This is a genomic window from Arthrobacter sp. 10T413_2 (genome assembly GCF_056394205.1).
This window is the reverse complement of record NZ_JBFTHK010000021.1, coordinates 1-14,741: the sequence shown is the minus strand read 5'-3', so window position 1 is coordinate 14,741 and position 14,741 is coordinate 1. Positions and strand designations below refer to the sequence as shown.

The 14,741-nt window shown below is 66.8% G+C and carries 12 protein-coding genes; 6 read left to right on the top strand and 6 right to left on the bottom strand.

The window, feature by feature from the left end; genetic code table 11:
• Positions 1–15: 15 nt before the first annotated feature.
• A complete protein-coding gene (locus AC1DBQ_RS05770) occupies positions 16–1,365 on the top strand; it encodes an ABC transporter substrate-binding protein (RefSeq protein WP_091250829.1) in 1,350 nt (449 codons plus the stop codon).
• Between the two features lie 651 nt (positions 1,366–2,016).
• On the opposite strand, the gene AC1DBQ_RS05765 is transcribed toward AC1DBQ_RS05770, so the two are convergent.
• From AC1DBQ_RS05765 to AC1DBQ_RS05750, 4 genes are read right to left on the bottom strand one after another with little or no spacing between them, the layout of a single operon-like run.
• A complete protein-coding gene (locus tag AC1DBQ_RS05765; RefSeq protein WP_091250828.1) occupies positions 2,017–2,790 on the bottom strand; it encodes an ABC transporter ATP-binding protein in 774 nt (257 codons plus the stop codon).
• The gene (locus AC1DBQ_RS05760; RefSeq protein WP_476927590.1) at positions 2,787–3,881 is read right to left on the bottom strand and encodes an ABC transporter ATP-binding protein; all 1,095 of its coding nucleotides are present in this window, start codon (positions 3,879–3,881) and stop codon (positions 2,787–2,789) included. Before AC1DBQ_RS05760 ends, AC1DBQ_RS05765 begins: the two co-directional genes overlap by 4 nt.
• Complete coding sequence (locus tag AC1DBQ_RS05755; RefSeq protein ID WP_476927589.1) at positions 3,878–4,846, bottom strand: branched-chain amino acid ABC transporter permease; 969 nt, start codon at positions 4,844–4,846, stop codon at positions 3,878–3,880. Before AC1DBQ_RS05755 ends, AC1DBQ_RS05760 begins: the two co-directional genes overlap by 4 nt.
• Before the next feature lie 9 nt (positions 4,847–4,855).
• Positions 4,856–6,139, bottom strand: a complete 1,284-nt coding sequence (locus AC1DBQ_RS05750) for a branched-chain amino acid ABC transporter permease (protein ID WP_476927588.1) — start codon at positions 6,137–6,139, stop codon at positions 4,856–4,858.
• 549 nt (positions 6,140–6,688) lie between these two features.
• Between AC1DBQ_RS05750 and AC1DBQ_RS05745 the strand changes: the two genes are divergently transcribed.
• Positions 6,689–7,603 (top strand): hypothetical protein, encoded by a 915-nt coding sequence (locus tag AC1DBQ_RS05745; protein ID WP_476927587.1) that lies wholly within the window; start codon positions 6,689–6,691, stop codon positions 7,601–7,603.
• Between the two features lie 219 nt (positions 7,604–7,822).
• Positions 7,823–8,728: a Bax inhibitor-1/YccA family protein gene (locus AC1DBQ_RS05740; protein ID WP_476927586.1), complete on the top strand. Its 906-nt coding sequence runs from the start codon at positions 7,823–7,825 to the stop codon at positions 8,726–8,728.
• Between the two features lie 124 nt (positions 8,729–8,852).
• Here AC1DBQ_RS05740 and AC1DBQ_RS05735 read toward each other — a convergent pair whose 3' ends face one another.
• Positions 8,853–10,091, bottom strand: coding sequence for an acetyl-CoA C-acetyltransferase (locus tag AC1DBQ_RS05735; protein WP_476927585.1), 1,239 nt, complete (start codon positions 10,089–10,091; stop codon positions 8,853–8,855).
• Positions 10,092–10,111: 20 nt separating this feature from the next.
• On the bottom strand, positions 10,112–11,272 hold the full coding sequence (gene galK, locus AC1DBQ_RS05730) for a galactokinase (RefSeq protein ID WP_476927584.1): 1,161 nt from the start codon (positions 11,270–11,272) through the stop codon (positions 10,112–10,114).
• Positions 11,273–11,347: 75 nt separating this feature from the next.
• Here galK and AC1DBQ_RS05725 point away from each other — a divergent pair, with 75 nt between their 5' ends.
• The 3 genes from AC1DBQ_RS05725 to ilvA all read left to right on the top strand — a co-directional run.
• Positions 11,348–12,322 (top strand): aldose 1-epimerase family protein, encoded by a 975-nt coding sequence (locus AC1DBQ_RS05725; protein ID WP_476927583.1) that lies wholly within the window; start codon positions 11,348–11,350, stop codon positions 12,320–12,322.
• Between the two features lie 108 nt (positions 12,323–12,430).
• Positions 12,431–13,744 carry an AI-2E family transporter gene (locus AC1DBQ_RS05720; RefSeq protein WP_476927582.1) on the top strand — a complete coding sequence of 438 codons (1,314 nt, stop codon included), beginning with the start codon at positions 12,431–12,433 and terminating at the stop codon, positions 13,742–13,744.
• Positions 13,745–13,765: 21 nt separating this feature from the next.
• The coding region (gene ilvA / locus AC1DBQ_RS05715) for a threonine ammonia-lyase (protein ID WP_476927581.1) at positions 13,766–14,741 on the top strand (976 nt) is incomplete at its 3' end.

The window sequence follows — 14,741 nt, the reverse complement described above, 5'->3', positions numbered from 1 at the left end:
TCGAGGAGCTTGTACATGACTTCACTCCCCCAGGTTGCGCCCCGCATCGCTAAGCTGACAGCGCTTAGCATCGGCGTCGCCCTTCTGGCTACGGCTTGTGGTGGTTCGTCCACCCCGAGTTCGTCGGGCTCCAGCTCAGCCGCGGCCGCCGGCATCGCATGCCCGGCCCCCAGCGCCTCCGGCGCCGGAACCACTGCCGCCACTCAGAGCGGCCCCGTGCCGCCTTCGGCCACCACCATTGACACACCCCTGAAGATCGGCTCGCTCCTGCCGACCACGGGCTCCCTGGCCTTCCTCGGGCCGCCCGAAATTGCCGGTGTGAACCTCGGCATCAAGGAGATCAACGACGCCGGCGGCGTCCTGGGCAAGCCGGTCGAGGTCATCCACCGTGACTCCGGTGACACCAAGACCGACATCGCCACCCAGTCCACCACGGCACTGCTCGGACAGGGCGTCAGCGCAATCATCGGTGCAGCTTCCTCTGGTGTTTCCAAGACCGTGATCAACCAGATCACTGGCGCCGGCGTGGTCCAGTTCTCCCCGGCCAACACCTCCCCGGACTTCACCACCTGGGATGACAAGGGCCTCTACTGGCGCACCGCCCCCTCGGACGTGCTCCAGGGCAAGGTCCTCGGCAACTACATGGCGACCTGCGGGGCACAGACCCTGGGCATGATCGTGCTCAACGACGCTTACGGAACCGGCCTTGCAAAGAACGTCCAGGCGGCTTTCGAGGCAGCCGGCGGCAAGGTTGTTGCCCAGGAGCTCTTCAATGAAGGCGACTCCCAGTTCAGCAGCCAGGTGGACAAGGTTCTGGCCGCTAAGCCGGACGCCATTGCCCTGATCAGCTTTGACCAGGCCAAGAGCATCATTCCGCTGATGACGGGCAAGGGCGTCAAGCCGACCCAGATCTTCATGGTGGATGGCAACATGTCCGACTACAGCAAGGACTTCCAGGCGGGGACCCTGAAGGGCGCCCAGGGCACCATCCCGGGCACCTTCGCCAACGATGCCTTCAAGAAGCAGCTGCTGGCGATTGATCCGGCACTGAAGGATTACAGCTACGCAGGCGAGTCCTACGATGCGGTGAACCTGATCGCGCTGGCGGCCGAGGAAGCGAAGAGCACCAAGGGCGTGGATATTGCGGCGCACCTGAAGGATGTTTCCCAAGGCGGCGAGAAGTGCTACGACTTCCCGTCTTGCGTCACCTTGCTCCGCAACGGCAAGGATATCGATTACGACGGCCAGTCCGGTCCGGTGACGTTCTCCGATGCCGGCGACCCCACGGAAGCCTACATCGGCATCTACGAGTACCAGGATGACAACACTTACAAGCCCGTCAAGGCAGAATTCGGCAAGCTGTAGGCCGCTTCCCCTCGACAAACCGAAGACCCCCGTCCTTCACCGGACGGGGGTCTTTTGCGTCTCCGGAGACCCGGGGCAGTAACAAGTGGTCCCTGGAACCAGGCGCCGGCTACGGAGCCGGCTGGGCGCTAGGGAATCGGACGAGGGCTGCGCGGATCCGAGGGGCACTGGTCCGGAACCGGTGCGGAAACGGGACGTGAGGGCGCCAGGAGTGGTCCGGCGTCGTGGGGTGGGCTCCGCGTGGAGGGCGAAGCGCTGGAGGGGTGCTGTGTGCCACCGGGAGGCTGCGGAGCCGGCAATGCGCTACGGCATCGGATGAGGGCTACGCGGATCCGAGGGGCACTGGTCCGGATCCGGTGCGGAATATGACTCGGGTGGCGGAGGGTGTTTGGTGGGACAACAAGCTGAGGGCGACGGCGGCAGGGATCCCTGTCCGGTTTTGCGCGGGGAGGAGGGGCCGGCACGGAGGCACGTGCGGGGGCGCCGAGAAGTGGCTGCGGAGGCGTCCGGCGGGGCCAAGTGCGCCCGGAGCCTCCAGCGGGTGCAATGTCCCGCTACCGCGTACGCCGGGCATGCAGAAGGGCCGCCACCGGCTGGTGACGGCCCTTCTGCTCGGGACACTGCCTGTTCGGGATACGGCCCGAAGCAGAACTACTCGACGGTGTCGGCGAGCGTTCCCAGGTAGAGCTGAATGACCTTGGGATCCTTCATGAGCTCCCGGCCTGTGCCCGTGTACGCGTCCTTGCCCTGGTCCAGCACGTAGCCGCGGTCGCAGATCTGCAGACAGCGGCGCGCGTTCTGCTCGACCATGATGACCGAGACGCCGGCCCGGTTGATCTCATGGACCCGCAGGAACGTCTCATCCTGCTTGACGGGGGAGAGGCCGGCCGATGGCTCGTCGAGCAGCAGCACGGCCGGATCCATCATGAGCGCCCGGCCCATGGCCACCATCTGGCGTTCGCCGCCGGAGAGAGAGCCGGCCCGCTGCGCGCGCCGCTTGCCCAGCTCGGGGAACAGGCTGGTGACGAAGTCGAAGCGCTGGGAGAAGTCCTTGGGCCGCTGGAACATGCCCATCTGCAGGTTCTCCTCGATGGTCAGGGCCGCAAACACGTTGTTGGTCTGCGGCACGAACCCGACACCGCGGCTGACGAGCTTGTTGGCCTTGAGCCCGGTGATGTCCTGCCCGCGGACCACGACGGAGCCGGAGTGGACCTTGACCAGGCCGAACATGGCTTTCAGCAGCGTGGACTTGCCGGCGCCGTTGGGGCCGATGATGCCGATCAGTTCGCCCTTCCGGGCCTCGATGCTGCAGCCGTTGAGGATATTGACACCGGGAATGTAGCCGGCCACGAGGTCGGTGACCTTGACGACCGAGTCCCCTTCGAAGGCGGGATGGGCGGCGGGTGCCGCGCTGGTGGCGCTCATTCTGTGTCCTTCTCTGTGCGGTTCGGCTGCGCTGTGCTGCCCGACTCATCAGTGCGGGTCGGCTCCTCGGAGCTGCGGCGGCCGTGCGCTGTCCCGTTCGGCTCCTCCGCCTCCGTGGCGAGGACGTCGGCGGAGATGATGCCGGCGTTTTCGGTGCCGACGATCGAGTCCTCGTCGGCCACCAGCTCGGCGGCCAGTTCCTTGATGCCCTCAGCGTCGCCGAGGTCGACGTCGTGGTGGGCGCCGAGGTAGGCATCGATCACTGCGGGGTTCTTCATAACCTCGGCGGGCGGGCCCTCGGCGACGATCTTGCCCTCGGCCATGACGACGACCCAGTCGGCAATGTGCCGGACCATGTGCATGTCGTGCTCGACGAACAGGACCGTCATGCCCTCTGACTTGAGGTTCTTGATGTGGTCGAGCAGCGACTGCGTCAGCGCCGGGTTAACGCCGGCCATCGGCTCGTCCAGCATCACGAGCTTGGGCCGGACCATGAGCGAGCGTGCCATTTCGAGCAGCTTGCGCTGGCCGCCGGACAGGGACGCCGCGTAGTCGTCCTTCTTGGCGTCCAGCTTGAACTTCTCCAGCAGCACGTTCGCTTCCTGGGTGATCTTCTTTTCCTGGCCGCCCCAGATGCCCTTGAACAGGGCCTTGGAGAGCCGCTCGCCGGACTGGTTGGAGGCACCCAGACGCATGTTCTCCATGACGGTGAGCTTGCCCATGACCTTGGTGAGCTGGAAGGTTCGCACCATGCCCATCCGGGCCACCTTGTAGGAGGAGACACCCGCAATGCTCTGGCCCTCGAACTGCCAGCTGCCCGAGTTCGGGGTATCGAATCCTGTGAGGAGGTTGAACAGGGTGGTCTTGCCGGCACCGTTCGGGCCGATCAGCGCCGTGATCTTGTGCCGCGGGATCTCGAGGTGCTGGACGTCGACGGCGTTGATGCCGCCGAAGCTGCGGGTGACGTTTTCGGCCACCACGATCGGATCACGCTTCTTGCAGCCGGGGGCGACCTCTCCGGCGGCTATCGGACGGGTGTCCGTCATGTAATCGATGGTCTCGCCGCGCGACTCTTCGCTTGGAATGCTCATGCGAATGCCAGCTCCTTCTTGTTGCCGAGGACGCCCTGGGGCCTAAAAATCATCAGCAGCATGAGCGCCACGCCGACCAGGATGTAACGCAGCTGCCCGGCCTGGACCGTGTTCAGCCACGTGATGGTCCCGGACTCGATCAGGCCATAGAGGATGCCCTGGGTGAGAGACAGCACCACCCAGAAGATCATGGCGCCTACCACCTGGCCAAGGACGGTGCCGAGACCGCCCAGCAGCAGGCAGGTATAGAGGAAGAAAGTCAATTCCGTGCCGTAGTTGGCAGGCTGAACCGCGCCGCGGGGGATCGTGAAGATCATGCCCGCCAGGGCACCGAGCGCGCCGCCGATGATGAGGGCCTGCATCTTGTAGGCGTAGACGTTCTTGCCGAGCGAGCGGACGGCGTTCTCGTCCTCGCGGATGCCCTTGAGAACCCGGCCCCACGGGCTGCGCATCAGCAGCCAGACCAGGAGGCAGAACACGGCCACGACGGCCCACGCAACCACCCGGATGAAGAAGTCGCGGTTGTTCATGCCGATATAGGTCCCCGGAGGGAAGGGGTTCATGGCATAGAAATCGCCCTCGAAGGCAGCCAAGCCGTTGGCCGAACCGGTGACGGCGGTCAGCTGGTTGGTCGTGACGACATAGCGCACGATTTCCGCCGCCGCGATGGTCACGATGGCCAGGTAGTCCGCCCTCAGCCGCAGCGTCGGGATGCCCAGCAGCAGGGCGAATATGGTGGAACAGACGACGGCGACGAGCAGTCCCACGAAGAACGGCACGTGGAACGTCAGGGTGGAGATGGCGAAGCCGTAGGCTCCCACCGCCATGAAACCGGCCTGGCCGAAGTTGAGCAGGCCGGCATAGCCGAAGTGAACCGCGAGGCCGAGGGTGGCCAGGGCGTAGGCCGCCGTCGTCGGGCTGAACAGTTCGCCGGCGGCGCTGGAAAAAATGAATCCGAAATCCATGGCTGTCTCCTAACCCACGCGCTCGCGACGGCCCAGAATGCCCTGAGGCCGGAACAAAAGGACAACAATCATGATGAACAACGCTCCCACGTATTTGAGGTCGGCTGCGAGGCCGAACACGGTGGTCAGCTCAACGAAGATGCCGACGATGATGGAACCGACCAGGGCGCCCCAGACTGTGCCGAGGCCGCCCAGCGTAACGCTGGCGAAGATGAGCAGCAGGATCTGCGACCCCATGTCGAAGGTGACGCCGGGCCGGTAGTAGGCCCAGAGGATGCCGCCGAGGGCGGCGAGCATGCCACCGACCACCCAGACGATCCGGATGACGGAGTCGACGTCGATGCCGGAGGCCGCGGCCAGCGCCGGGTTGTCGGCCACCGCGCGGGTGGCCTTGCCGAGGCGGGTCTTGAGCAGGACGACGCCGAGGGCGGCGATCACGGCGGCACTGATGAGGAGGGACCAGAGGTTGTTGGGTGAGATGGAAACCGGACCGATCAGGATCTCAGCACTCTGTGCGAACGGCAGCTGCTGGGTGGCGCCGCCGAAGTAGAACTGGATCACATAACGCACGGCCAGCGCCAGGCCGATGCTGACGATCATCATCGGAACAAGCCCGGTTCCGCGGCGCCGCAACGGTTTCCACAGTCCCGCATCCTGGACGTAGCCGAACAAGCCGCCGCCTATGATGGCCAGGATGATGGCCAGCCAGAACGGCAGGTGCATGGCGTTGAAGGCGAACACCAGGACGGCGCCCAACGTGACCATCTCACCGTGGGCGAAGTTCGTCAGACCGGTGGTGCCGAAGATCAGCGAGAGGCCGACGGCCGCGAGGGCAAGCAGCAGGCCGAAGCTCAGGCCGGCCACCAGCCGGTTGAGCAGGTTCTGCCAGAAGTTCTGCTCCTCCACGACAATGCCCTTGCCAAAGGCGAAGATCACGGAAAGGTTGGAGGTCTGGCTGAAGGTGACCTTGCGGGGGTTCTCCTGGCCCTCGGCGAGCTTGATGCCCTTCGGGAGCGTGGAGTCATCGAGTTTGACCACGTAGGTTCCCTGGGTGGGGACTCCGATGGTCCAGGCGCCGTTGGCTCCGGATTTTGTGGTTCCCGTGAAGTCCCCGTTCGTGGCGGTGATGGTGACCCCGGCGATCGGTGCGCGGTCGTCGCCGCGCAAGAAGCCGCTGATGCTGTTGGCGAATTCGGTAGCCGACGGGGATGGTGTCGGCGAGGGGGTCGTAGCGCTGGATGCCGGGGCAACGATGAGCAGTAGCGCGGCTATGGCGGCACATACAGCCCCCACAGTCCTCAATAGTCTGCCGCGCCGTCGCTGCGACAGGCCGCTCGTTGTGCTTCTCAAATTGAAAACCTCCACATGGGGGTGCTGTGGGTTGCGCCTTTGCAACCGCTGCGAACGGTCAGGGATCCGGCTTGTGATGTCCGTCACCCTGTGTGGCCTATGCTACAGCCCGGGCGGCCCAATGAATGCCGCTGCGAGCAGGCAGAACGTCGCGATCGGGTAACAACCGTGAAGTCGCGCCGCAGCCTCGCTTTAGCGTTGCTAAAGAAAACTTTTGTTGAGTCCGAGTATGCCTAAACAGTGGCCCCTTGGGGCGCCGCTCCGCGCGGGCCAGCCCGGGACGCGTGCCGTCGCGGGGCCAGGTCAGCCGGGCCGGTTCAGCCAAGCCGCCGGAGCCGGGGCTCCAAGCTTTTTCCAAGTCCGCCCGGGTTATGGTGCGAAGAGCGCCAGAACCCGGAGCCCAGTGCGGGAGTCCAGAACCGAAGTCCGGACGCCACGTCCGGATCCTTCAGTCCGGAACCCGGGTCCGGTGCCGATAGCAGGAGGCCGATCTTGGAGGGCCGACCGATGAACCGGGTGGTCAAGCTATGCCTCGCGGGCTCAGTTGTGCTGGCGATTCTGGGTATTCCCGCGCTCAGCCTGGGCCCCGTGACTGCCGGGGCACAAGCCTGCACGCCGTCTGTCGGGCCACCCTCCGTTCCTTATCCGGGGACGGCAGCGGCAGCTTCCAGTTTCGAAGCGGGCACGCTGGACGGGTTCGGCGTCTCCACCTCCGGGACAGGACATGTCTCGGTGTCCGCCGGGCTGTCGCACTCCGGAAACTGCGCCGCCGTCCTGCACACCACCACGGCGCCCGGCTCGATGGCCAAGATGACGGTGGGCCTGACGCCCGGGACCACCGAAGCGTATGCGGATGGCTGGTTCAACATCGCTGGAGAGGGACAAGTGGGGAACAACGTTCCCTACTTCCGGTTCTTTTCAGGCCGCCTGCGCGTCATGGATGTCTTCCGTCAAAACGTCTCCCATGAGCTGATGCTCCGGATTTCTACACCCGAAGGCTTCACGTACACCACCCTGCGGCAGGATGTGCCCACGGATTCCTGGCACCGGCTGGTCATGCATGTGGTCCCGAACGGTCCCGGGACGAACGTCCAAATCTGGTGGGACGGGCGTTCCGTCTATGCGGGCACGGTCAGCATTCCGGTGACGACGGTGGATATGGTGCAACTCGGCTCCGAACACGACCAGCAAATGGCCGACATCTACGTCGACGACGTCATCGTCACCAGCGGCACGGGAACGCCGGCTCCGGTTCCCGGCCCGCTCCCGGAGTCAAAGGGGGATCCGTCGAAGCCCTTCAACGATTTCCGCGGGGACGGACAGGCGGTTGTGCTGGCCGCGGGGACTCTGGGCGCGGACACCGTTGTCAGGCGTGGCCGGCGCCCCGCGCGAATGACCCGGGCCTGATCCGGCACGGCCGATCCCTCGCCTTCAGGTCACGGTTCGGTTGCGGCGGCCGCAAGGGGGAACTATCCCTCCCTGCCGCCCGTGGGAATTGGTAGCGTGAGTATGGACAGTCCCATTCGTATTGTCCGCATTTAGTTATCCGCACCGTAATTATTCGCACCGTAATTATCCGCATCGCACCGGATCAACCCCGCACCCTAATCTTGGAGGACACCCGTAATGGCACCTGGCGGAAACCCGATCTTCAGCGGAAAGAATTTCCGCGAAGCCACCCAGGCACCGCCTGCCCCGCAGGCCCCGTACGGTCAAGGCTCTTACGGCCAAGGCCCCTACAGCCAGAACTCCTATGGCCAGAACGCCTATGGGCAGGCCCCGCAGGGGATGACCCAGGAACAGCTCCAGGACCTGTACAACCGGCCGGCGGCCGGCCCCGCTGACATCGGCCGGATGTCGTACGACGACGTCATCATCAAGACTGCCGGGTGCCTCGCCGTTCTGGTGGTCGGCGCCGCAATGGCGCTCGCCGTCCCGCAGGGCACCAGCTCCATGCTCATGATCCTTGGCGCGCTGGGCGGCTTCGCCCTCGCGATGGTCAACACCTTCAAGAAGCAGCCGTCTCCGGCGCTCATCCTGGCCTACGCGCTGCTGGAAGGATTCTTCCTCGGCGGCCTGACCCGTATCCTCGACAACCTGTTCCCGGGAGTCGGCATCCAGGCCGTCGTCGGGACGCTTTCCGTCTTCGCCGTGACGCTGGTGCTTTTCAAGAGCGGCAAGGTCCGGGCGACGCCCAAGCTCATGCGGTTCTTCATGATCGCCCTGATTGGCTATGCGGTGTTCGCGCTCGTCAACATGTTCATGATGATGACCGGGGCCGTGACCACGCCGTTCGGCCTGAGCACCAGCATGGAGATCGCCGGCATCCCGCTTGGCGTCTTCATCGGTGTGCTGGCGATCGGCCTGGCCGCTTTCTCGTTGATCATGGACTTCACCAGCATCGAGGCGGCCATCAGCGCCGGAGCCCCGCAGCGTTTCTCCTGGACCGCCGCGTTCGGCCTCACGGTCACGCTTGTCTGGCTCTACGTCGAAATCATCCGCCTGCTGTCGATTCTCCGCGGCAACGACTAACCGCCGTCGTTTCCGGAACGCACTGGTTGTCCAGTTCGCTTTCCGAGGAAGGGCCCCGCCGGCTGGCGGGGCCCTTCGATTTTCCCGGCCGGCTGCTCCCGGCAGCGCCGCCTTGGGGACAGCGTCAGCTGAGCCGCTCGAACACTACCGCCATGCCCTGGCCGCCGCCGACGCACAGCGTGGCGAGGCCAAGGGAGGCGTCGCGGGCGCGGAGCCCGTTGAGCAAGGTGGTGGTCATGCGTGCGCCGGTCATACCGAAGGGGTGCCCGAGGGCGATCGCGCCGCCGTGGACATTGAGCTTGTCCGGATCGATGGCCAGCTCCCGTGCACTGGCCACGACCTGGACGGCAAAAGCCTCGTTGAGCTCCACGAGATCGATGTCGCGGATGCTCAGCCCGGCGAGGCTGAGCGCCCGGCGTGTGGCCTCCACCGGGCCCATGCCCATCAGCTCCGGGGACAGGGCGCTGACGCCCGTGGAGACGATCCGTGCGAGGGGCTCGAGGCCTAGGTCGCGGGCGCGCGTGTCACTCATGATCACGACGGCGGCGGCCCCGTCATTGAGCGGGCACGCGTTGCCGGCCGTCACGGTGCCGCCGCTGCGGAAGACCGGCTGTAGGGCGCTGACGGCCTCGGCCGTCACGCCGGGCCGGGGTGAATCGTCGCGATCGACCACCGAGCCGTCGGCGCGGGTGTAGGGCGTGATTTCGCGGGTGTAGAACCCGGCTGCGATGGCCGCCTCGGCCCGGTTCTGGCTGAGAACCGCCCAGGCGTCCTGCTCCGCGCGGCCGATGCCATAGCTCGTCGCAACGTTCTCCGCCGTCTGGCCCATGGCGATGTATACGTCCGGCATCCGGCCGCCCAGCCGCGGATCGGTCCACGGCGTGTTGGCGGCCGCGGTGGCCGCCGAGCGTGCCCGGGCCGCCTCGAACCGCGGGTTGTGGGTGCTCGCGTCGGTCTCGCCGGCCCCGGCCCAGTCCCGGTAACGGGACACCGACTCCACACCGGCGGCAACGAACGCCTGTCCCTCGCCGGCTTTGACGGCGTGAAATGCCATCCGGAGCGTCTGCAGGCTGGAAGCGCAGAAACGGTTGATGGTGGCCGCGGGAACGTGGTCCAGCCCGGCCAGGATGCTGACCACCCGGGCCATGTTGGAGCCGGCCTCGCCGCTCGGTTCCGCGCAGCCCAGATAGATGTCATCCAGTCCGCGGCCCGGCCCGGCAGCGGCGTCGAACGCCGGGATCCGGGCGAGGGCCGCCGTGACCATAGCGGCGGCGAGATCGTCCGGCCGCTCGTCTTTCAGCGAGCCCTTGAAGGCACGCCCGATGGGGCTTCTGGCGGTGGAAACGATGACGGCCTCTGGCATGCGCCCAGACTACGCCCCGCCTACGCCAGTCGCATGGCCCCGGCCGCGGGGCGGACGCCGAAGATCTCCGGTGCGGCATACCCCGCCTGCGCGAAGGCCTGTTCGACGGCGGAACGCACCTGATGCGCGGAGCCTGCGGGGGTCAGGGCGATCGCTGAGCCGCCGAAGCCGCCGCCGGTCATGCGCGCGCCGATCGCGCCGGCCGACCGCGCCGTATCCACGGCAAGGTCCAGTTCGGCGCAGGAGATCTCGAAGTCATCCCGCATCGAGGCGTGGGAGGCATCCAGCAAGGGGCCGATGGCGGCCGGGCCCAGGGTGTCCAACAGCTCCACCGTCTGCAGCACACGGTCGTTCTCGGTGACAACGTGGCGGACGCGTCGGAACGTCTCCGCGTCGAGGAGCCCGCTGGCCTCCTCGAGGTCCTCCAGCCCGACGTCGCGCAGGGCCGCTACGCCGAGTACTTCGGCGGCAAGTTCGCACGATTCGCGCCGGGCCGCGTACTCGCCGTCGGCGTGGGAATGCGAGACCTTGGTGTCGATGACCAGCAGCACCAGCCCCGCGGCGTCGGCGTCGAACGGCACCAGGCGGACGCTCTGGTCCCGGCAGTCGAGGAAGACGGCGTGGCCGGCCGTGGCCCGGAGCGAGGCCGACTGGTCCATGATGCCGGTGGGTGCGCCGACGAAGTCGTTTTCGGCCCGCTGGGTGGCCAAGACCATCTCCTGGGCGGAGAGTCCGGCGGCCGTGAGCTCGTTCAGCGCGGAGATCACGGCGCATTCGATCGCATGCGAGGACGACAGGCCGGCGCCGCGGGGGACATCGGAATCCAGGAGCAGGTCCACGCCGGGGACGGGGAGGCCCTGCTGCTGCAGGGCCCAGATGACGCCGAGCGGGTACTTGGTCCAGCCCCGGGCGCCGGCGCGGGTCAGGGCGCCGGTGTCCGCCGTCGTCAGCCCCTGGTTCCCAAAGGTGGACAGCATGCGGACGCTGGCGTCCGGCCGGATCCTGACAGCCACCCGGGCTGCCCGGTCGATCGCGAACGGCAGGACGAAGCCCTCGTTGTAGTCCGTGTGCTCGCCAATGAGGTTGACGCGTCCCGGTGCCCGCCACACGCCGTCGGGCCGGGCGCCAAAGACCGACTCAAACCGCGCGGCAAGCCCGCCGCTGTCCAGGGAAGGGTTCATGGCCTGGCACCTGCGCTTCTGGAAGTCATGGATCCAAGGTATACGGGTTGCCGGGTGGTCTGTACGGTGGTCACCATGGATCTCACAGCGACACAATCTGCATCCGGCACTGTATCTTCCGCCGATGGCGCCGTGCGGCGGTATGCGACCGGGCGGCAGTACGAGCTCCGGCGCGGCGACGCCCTGGCCGTCGTCACCGAACTCGCCGCCGGGCTGCGCCTTTACAGCCGCGGCGGCACGGCCCTGACGGAGAGCTATGGCGACGCTGACATACCGCCCGGCGCCACCGGGATCACCCTGGCGCCCTGGGCCAACCGGGTGGAGGACGGCGTCTGGCATTTGAACGGCAAGAAAATGCAGCTCGACATCACTGAGGTCTCCCGCAACAACGCCAGCCATGGGCTGCTGCGGAACTCTTCCTACGAACTCGTGGACGAGGACGAATTCTCCGTCACCCTGGAAGCGGCCGTGTTCCCGCAGCACGGCTACCCGTTCCTGCTGCGGCACCGGGTCTGTTACGAACTGGCCGAGGATCTCGGGCTGGTGGTGCGCCAGACCCTCATCAACGACTCCCAGGATCCCGCGCCCTTCGTGCTCGGCGCCCACCCCTACCTGCGGCTGGGGGATGTGCCCAGCGAGGAGCTCGCGGTCAGCGTGAACGCCCGGACCCGGCTTGTCGCCGATGACCGCCTTATTCCGCGCAGCACCGCGCCGGTTAGCGGCGAGTTCGATCTGCGCGAGGGCCGCCCGGTGGGGGACCTGGACCTCGATTCGGCCTATACAGACCTGGAGTTCGACGGCGGCGTCGCCCGGCACACGCTGCGGGCACCTGACGGGCGGACGGTAAGCCTCTGGCAGGACGCGAACTGCGCGTACGTCCATGTCTTCGTAACGACGGAATTTCCGGGCCGGACGAAGGCGGTCGCGATTGAGCCGATGACCGGGCCGGCCAATGCGTTCAACAGCGGCGAGGGCCTTCGCTGGCTGGCGCCGGGGGAGCAGTTCTCCATGAGCTGGGGCATCTCCTCCTCGCTGACGGCCGCAGACTGACCCGGAGAGCCGGAGAGCCGGAGAGCCGGAGAGCCGGATGCCGGTTGCTGGTTTCCACTTGCCCGTTGCCGGTTTCCTATTGAACGACTGCTAGGGAATTATGGGGCTATGACGCCAGCTGAGGACGCCGCACCCGCCACAACACCTGCCATTTCCGCGGCCGGGGCCGGATCCCGTGCCGGGGCCCGGGGGCGGACCGACCGACAGATTGACCAGGACATTCCCTACGGCGTGCGGATCGCCGCCGCCTGGGCGTGGCGCACCGGGCTCATCCTGCTGGTGGTCGGGGGCCTGATCTGGCTGCTCAGCCATGTCAGCTTCCTGATCATCCCGGTGATGGTGGCCGCCCTGCTGGCGGGGCTCCTCAGCCCTGCGGTGCGCTGGATGGCCAAGCGGAGCGTGCCCAAGGGGCTCGCCGTCGCCATCACGGTCCTCGGTTTCATCGGCCTGATCATCGGCGCCCTGACACTGGTGGGGCGGCAGCTCGTCCAGGGGTTCGGGGAGCTGTGGTCCCAGGCCCTCACAGGAGTCCAGCAGGTCCAGACCTGGCTCTCGGAGGGCCCTCTGCAGCTGACGGCCGCCCAGATCGACAAATACGTCCAGGAAGGCACGGCCGCGCTGCAGAACAACAGCAGCAGTATCCTAAGCGGTGCCCTGACATTCGGGAGCACGGCCGGGCATTTCGCCGCGGGCCTGGTACTGGCGCTGTTCGTGCTGATCTTCTTCCTGCTGGAAGGGGAGAGAATCTGGGCCTTCCTGGTCAGTCTCATGCCCCGGAACGCGCGCCGCGCCACCGACGGTGCGGGCCGCCGCGGCTGGACGTCCATGGTCAGCTACGCGCGCATCCAGATGTTCGTCGCGTTCGTGGACGCTGTGGGAATCGGCGTCGGCGCCGCCATCATCGGCGTGCCGCTCGCGCTGCCGCTGGGCGTGCTGGTTTTCCTCGGTTCCTTCATCCCGGTGGTCGGCGCGCTGGTCACCGGCGCCATCGCCGTTCTGCTGGCACTCGTCGCCAACGGACCGGTCAACGCCCTGATCATGCTGGCGATCGTGCTCCTGGTCCAGCAATTGGAGAGCCACATCCTGCAGCCGCTCGTCATGGGCAAGGCCGTATCCCTCCACCCCGTGGCCGTGATCCTGGCGGTCGCAGCCGGTTCCTACCTCGCCGGGATCCCCGGCGCGCTCTTCTCCGTTCCGCTCCTCGCCGTAGCAAACTCGTCGATTCGCTACATTGCCGGCAGAACGTGGGAACATGATGAAGTGCTGGCAACCGCGGGACCAGAGCGGAGCCCTGCCCCTGAGCCCGGCGCAGATACCACCTTCACAGACGTCCACCTGCCGGGCCGAACGCCCGGCCGCGAGGGCGCCGCACCCAACAGCGGTGCTCCGGGCAGCGATGCCGGACGGGGCACCGACGCCTGATCCGAAGAAGGAGAACAGTTCGTGAATACCCTTGAGAGCCTGCCCGTCACGCTGGACGATGTCCTGGAGGCGCAGAAGCTGCTCGACGGGATTATTACGCGGACACCCGTGGAATCATCGCGGGCCCTCGGCACCATGGTGGGCGGCGAGGTCTTCCTCAAGTGCGAAAACCTGCAGCGCGCCGGTTCGTTCAAGGTCCGCGGCGCCTACGTGCGCATGGCCAAGCTCTCCGACGCCGAGAAGAAGCGCGGCGTCGTGGCGGCCTCCGCCGGAAACCATGCCCAGGGCGTGGCCGTCGCGGCCAAGAGCCTCGGCATCAAGGCCCGCATCTACATGCCGCTCGGCGTCGCACTGCCCAAGCTTGCCGCCACCCGCAGCCACGGCGCCGAAGTGGTGCTGCACGGCCACAACGTGGACGAGGCGCTCGCCGAGGCCAAACGCTATGCCGATGAGAGCGGCGCGGTCTTTGTCCACCCCTTCGACGACGTCGACGTCGTCGCCGGTCAGGGCACAGTAGGGCTGGAAATCCTGGAGCAGGTCCCGAACGTGGACACCATCCTCATGGGCGTCGGCGGCGGCGGACTCCTCGCCGGCGTTGCCGTCGCCGTGAAGGCCCGTGCCAAGGAGCTCGGCCGCGAAATCCGCATTATCGGCGTCCAGGCCGAGAACGCCGCCGCCTACCCGCCCTCGCTCGCCGCTGACGCCCTCGTGCCGCTCAAGAAAGTCTCCACCATGGCGGACGGCATCGCCGTGGGCCGGCCCGGGCAGCTGCCGTTCAGCATCATCCGCGAGCTCGTCGACGACGTCGTCACCGTCAGCGAAGACGCCCTGGCCAGGGCGCTGATCTTCCTGCTGGAACGCGCCAAGATGGTGGTTGAGCCCGCCGGGGCCGTCGGCGTCGCGGCGCTCATGGAGGGCAAGATCGAAAACCCCGGCACCGTGGCGGTGGTCCTCTCCGGCGGCAACATCGACCCCATGCTGATGCTCAAGGTGATCC

What these genes read in the sequence shown, in the direction of transcription:
- AC1DBQ_RS05770 (WP_091250829.1), top strand. Translation starts at nt 16, where the DNA reads ATGACTTCACTCCCCCAGGTTGCGCCCCGCATCGCTAAGCTGACAGCG.
- AC1DBQ_RS05765 (WP_091250828.1), bottom strand. Translation starts at nt 2,790, where the DNA reads ATGAGCGCCACCAGCGCGGCACCCGCCGCCCATCCCGCCTTCGAAGGG.
- AC1DBQ_RS05760 (WP_476927590.1), bottom strand. Translation starts at nt 3,881, where the DNA reads ATGAGCATTCCAAGCGAAGAGTCGCGCGGCGAGACCATCGATTACATG.
- AC1DBQ_RS05755 (WP_476927589.1), bottom strand. Translation starts at nt 4,846, where the DNA reads ATGGATTTCGGATTCATTTTTTCCAGCGCCGCCGGCGAACTGTTCAGC.
- AC1DBQ_RS05740 (WP_476927586.1), top strand. Translation starts at nt 7,823, where the DNA reads ATGGCACCTGGCGGAAACCCGATCTTCAGCGGAAAGAATTTCCGCGAA.
- AC1DBQ_RS05735 (WP_476927585.1), bottom strand. Translation starts at nt 10,091, where the DNA reads ATGCCAGAGGCCGTCATCGTTTCCACCGCCAGAAGCCCCATCGGGCGT.
- galK (WP_476927584.1), bottom strand. Translation starts at nt 11,272, where the DNA reads ATGAACCCTTCCCTGGACAGCGGCGGGCTTGCCGCGCGGTTTGAGTCG.
- AC1DBQ_RS05725 (WP_476927583.1), top strand. Translation starts at nt 11,348, where the DNA reads ATGGATCTCACAGCGACACAATCTGCATCCGGCACTGTATCTTCCGCC.
- AC1DBQ_RS05720 (WP_476927582.1), top strand. Translation starts at nt 12,431, where the DNA reads ATGACGCCAGCTGAGGACGCCGCACCCGCCACAACACCTGCCATTTCC.